This is a genomic window from Intrasporangium sp. (assembly GCF_030452765.1).
GTDB lineage: Bacteria > Actinomycetota > Actinomycetes > Actinomycetales > Dermatophilaceae > Intrasporangium_A.
Window position 1 is genome coordinate 1 of record NZ_JAKDLO010000280.1, and the last position, 3938, is coordinate 3938.

The window sequence follows — 3938 nt, forward strand, 5'->3', positions numbered from 1 at the left end:
TGGTCGAGGGCAGAGCTGGTCGAGGGCAGAGCTGGTCGAGGGCATGGCGGATCGGCCACGGAGGAGGTCGAGCTCGTGCGCCCCGAGAGAGAGAGAAGCGGTGGGTACAGAGGTTCGTCGTTGGGTTGACGAGGTGGTGATACGACGCTACTGACCGATCGCCCAGGAATCAATACTTTTCTAGAATTGATTCCAGAAAAGTACCGCGGTGGTCCAGTGCCGTGGTGTGAGTCACCCGTCGTCGCCGTGCCGCGATGGATCCCCGGCCCCTTCGACAGAACGGGCCGGGCAGGAACAATCCGATGCGACCCTGTGCCGAGACCTCACCCGGCCAGGTGGCCCCACCTCGGCGAGAGTTCGGGCCACGGAGCGGCCGCGATCACGCGCCCGCCGTCGAGGACGACGACCCGGTCGGCCTGCGCCAACGCAGCCGCCTTGCTCGTCGCGCCGATGACGGTCGCGCCGCCGGCGCGCAGGGCGGCCCAGAGCTCGATCTCGGTGGCGGCATCGAGCGCCGAGGACACGTCGTCGGCCAGCAGCAGGTCGGCCTCGCAGGCGAGCGCCCGGGCCAGCGCCAGCCGCTGCACCTGCCCGCCCGAGAGCCGGACCCCACGGTGGCCGACAAGCGCGTCGGACCCGCCGGCCTCGGCGACATCTCGCCCCATCCGGGCGGTCAGGAGCGCAGGCTCGACCCGCCGGTAGGGGTGGTCGAGGCTGACGTTGCCGGTGAAGGTCCCGGACAGCACCCGCGGCCGCTGGGCGACGTGGGCGACCCGGCCGGGGCGCAGCTCGACCTCGGGGTCTCCCAGGGGCCGGCCGTTCCACAGCACGTGACCGGTGTGCGAGGTCAGCCCGGCCAGTGATGAGAGCAGGCTGGACTTGCCCGAGCCGACCTGTCCGAGCAGCAGCACGAGCTCTCCGGCCGCGACGGTGAGGTCGACGTCCTGCACCCCGATGGTCCCGTCGTCGTGGACTGCGGTGACCTGTCGCAGGGTGAGCGTGTGCAACGGGTCGCGCGGGCCTGGCTGCGGCTGGTCGGCGGCGCCGCGCACGAGGTCCATGCCCGGCGGCAGGTCCATCAGGTCGCCACCACCGGCGAGCTCGCTCGTGGCGTTCATCCATGCCCGCACGCCGGGGGCTTCGGTCACCACCGAGCCGGCCACCCGTCCGAACCAGTCGAAGCCGCTGACCGCGTTTGCCACGAGCAGGGCGGTGGCCAGCTCCCACGTGCCGTGCAGCAGCCCGGCCCAGGCCGCCACGACGCCGCCCTGGACCATGACGTACGGGACGCCCTCGAGCAGGGCCTGGACCCGGTGCTCGCGGACGGCCGCATCGACCCGGCCCCCGTCGACCTGGCGCAGGTGCTCGTGAACCTGCGGGGTGGCGGCGGCGAGCTTGACCGTGCGGATCGACTCCAGCGCCGACACCAGTGACTGTCCGAACCTGGCCCGGGCCGTCGATGCGGCCGCTGCCGAACGCCCGGCGACCCGGCGGCCGAAGGTCGAGGCCAGTGCCGAGGCGACCATCACCACGATCAGGACTGCGCCCGCGAGCCAGGTACCGGCGATCAGCGCAGTCACGGCGGCGACGACGAGGCCGTTGACGAAGTCGACCCACCGGTCGGTGTAGCGGGCCAGCCGGTCGGCGTCCATGGTGCGGGCCACCACCTCACCGGGAGGCGTGCGCAGGAGCCGGCGTTGCGCGGTCTGGCCGGCGAGCACCGCGGCCCGCACCCGAAGCTCCACCTCGACCCACCAGTGCGGGTAGGAGCGGAACGCCTGCGAGAGCAGCAGCGGGCCCACCAGGAGCGAGCCGACCAGCGCGGCGGTGAGCCATCCCGGCCGCCGTCCGACCTGCAGGTCGGTGACGACGAGCCCCCAGACCCAGCCGGTGATCGCGCCGAACGCGCCGGTCAGCGAGGCAGCCAGGAAGAGGAACGCGCCCAGCAGGCCCCACTGCGGCTGGATGCTCACGGCGTGGAGCACCTGTCGGGCCAGGCTGGGGGACTTGGCCAGAGCGGGACGCGGCGGCGGGGTCGTGCTGCGCCGTGCCGAGCCGATCGAGGCGAGCTCGTGGTGATGCTCCTGCACGACCGCCTCGTGGACGACCGCCTCCTGCACGACCGCCTCCTGTACGACCGCCTCGTGGGCGGCCGCCTCGAGGAGCCGGCGGAACGGACCGTCCTGGGCGGCCAGGCGCCCGCGCGCACCCTGTTGCACGACGCGACCCGACTCGAGGACGGCGATCTGCTCGGCCCGCTCGGTCGTGGATAGCCGGTGGGCGACGAGGATGCCGGTGCGACCCGAGAGCAGGCGCTCGGCGGCTCGCACGACATGCCCTTCGGTGACCGGGTCCATCCGGGCCGTGGCCTCGTCGAGCACGACGACCCGCACGTCGCGCACCAGCAGCCGGGCGAACGCGACGAGCTGTTCCTCACCCGCCGACAGGCTCGTGCCGCCCGGGCCGAGCATCGTGTCGAGCCCGTCGGGCAGACCGGCCACCCACTCGGTGAGGCCCAGCTCGGCCACCGTCGCCTGGACCCGGGTGCGGGACACGTCGCCGAACAGGGTGATGTTCTGCGCGAGGGTACCGGTGAGCACCTCGGTGCGCTGGGTGACCACACCGACTGCGGCGCGCAACCGCTGCAGGTCGAGGTCGCGCACGTCGGTGCCGCCGAGCAGCACGGACCCGCGGGGCGGCTCCACGGCTCGCGACAGCAGCGAGGCCAGGGTGGACTTGCCGGAGCCGGTGCGACCGACGAGCGCGCAGGTGTGACCGGCCGGCACGACCAGGTCGATGCCACGCAACGCGAACGTGCCGGTGCCGTAGCTGAACTCGAGGTCACGGAACTCCACGTCGATCAGCCCCTCGTGCAGGGGCAGCCCGCCGGTCGGCTCCGCGGGAGAGGCGAGCATGGCCCGCAGCCGCAGGACCGCGCCGAAGCCCTCCTGCAGGTCCGGCAGGTGACGCGCCAGCATGTCGACGCCGCCGACGAACATGGTGGTGACCAGGAAGAGGGTGACGAGCCGGGCGGTCGAGAGGTCCTCGGCCAGCACGAGGGCGACGCCCACGACGCCGACGCCGGCGAGTGCGCCATGGAGCAGGCCGCCGCTGCGCCGCGTGATGCGGACCTCGACCTGCAGCACGACGCCCAGCGCCTCGTGGATCCGGGCGGCCAGCCGGGCGTTGCGGCGCAGCACGTGCGCCTGCCCCAGTGCGGTGCGCAGGTCGTCACGTGCGGCGACGCCCTCCTCGGTGGAGGCAGCATGGTCGGTCCAGGCGGCCTCCTCGATCACCTTGCGCTCGGCAACCAGGGGCAGCAGACGACGGACCACGGCATAGGCCGCGAGCGCGGTCAGCGGGAACAGGAAGACCGCGGGCCACCAGGCGATGGTGGCGACCACCCATAGCGGACCCGAGGCGAGGAAGGTGCGCGCGGCCTGCCAGACGCCCCAGCGCATCAGCTGGCCGACCTCCCACGTGTCGTCGTCGATGCGGTCGAGCACCTCACCCACGGCCTGCTCGGACAGCTCGGCGAGCGGCTGGGCCATCGCGGCGTCGAGCAGGTCGGCGCGCAGCCTGCCCTCGGCCCGGTCGACCACCGTCGCCCAGGTCACCTTGGCAACGGTGTCGATGACCGCGCCGCCGACCACGCACAGCGCCAACAGCACGACCAGCCTCGAGGTGGCGTCCTCGGCCAGCCTGCCGGCGACCATCGACCCGAGCGACGCCGCGACCGCCCCGAGCAGCGACATCGAGAAGCACACCACCGTGAGCGGGCGACGGACCCGGCGCCAGTCGACGGGGAGGCGGTCTGCCGGGAGGCCAGCCACCCGCTCGGCGGCGGCGCGCTGCACGTCCCGAGTCTCGTCGTGCTCCAGCCTGGTCATCGTCACAATGACAAAAACGGTACCGACCACCACCCACAGCGCGCCTCC

The 3938-nt window shown here is 73.0% G+C and carries 1 protein-coding gene; it reads right to left on the minus strand.

Annotated elements, in window-relative coordinates; all coding sequences use genetic code 11:
• Positions 1 to 323: 323 nt before the first annotated feature.
• Positions 324 to 3890 carry an ABC transporter ATP-binding protein gene (locus L0H79_RS21295; RefSeq protein WP_301486711.1) on the minus strand — a complete coding sequence of 1189 codons (3567 nt, stop codon included), beginning with the start codon at positions 3888 to 3890 and terminating at the stop codon, positions 324 to 326.
• Between the last annotated feature and the right edge of the window lie 48 nt (positions 3891 to 3938).

Bases quoted from the DNA above. Each gene is read 5' to 3' on its own strand.
- L0H79_RS21295 (WP_301486711.1), bottom strand. From the start codon at position 3,890: ATGACCAGGCTGGAGCACGACGAGACTCGGGACGTGCAGCGCGCCGCC.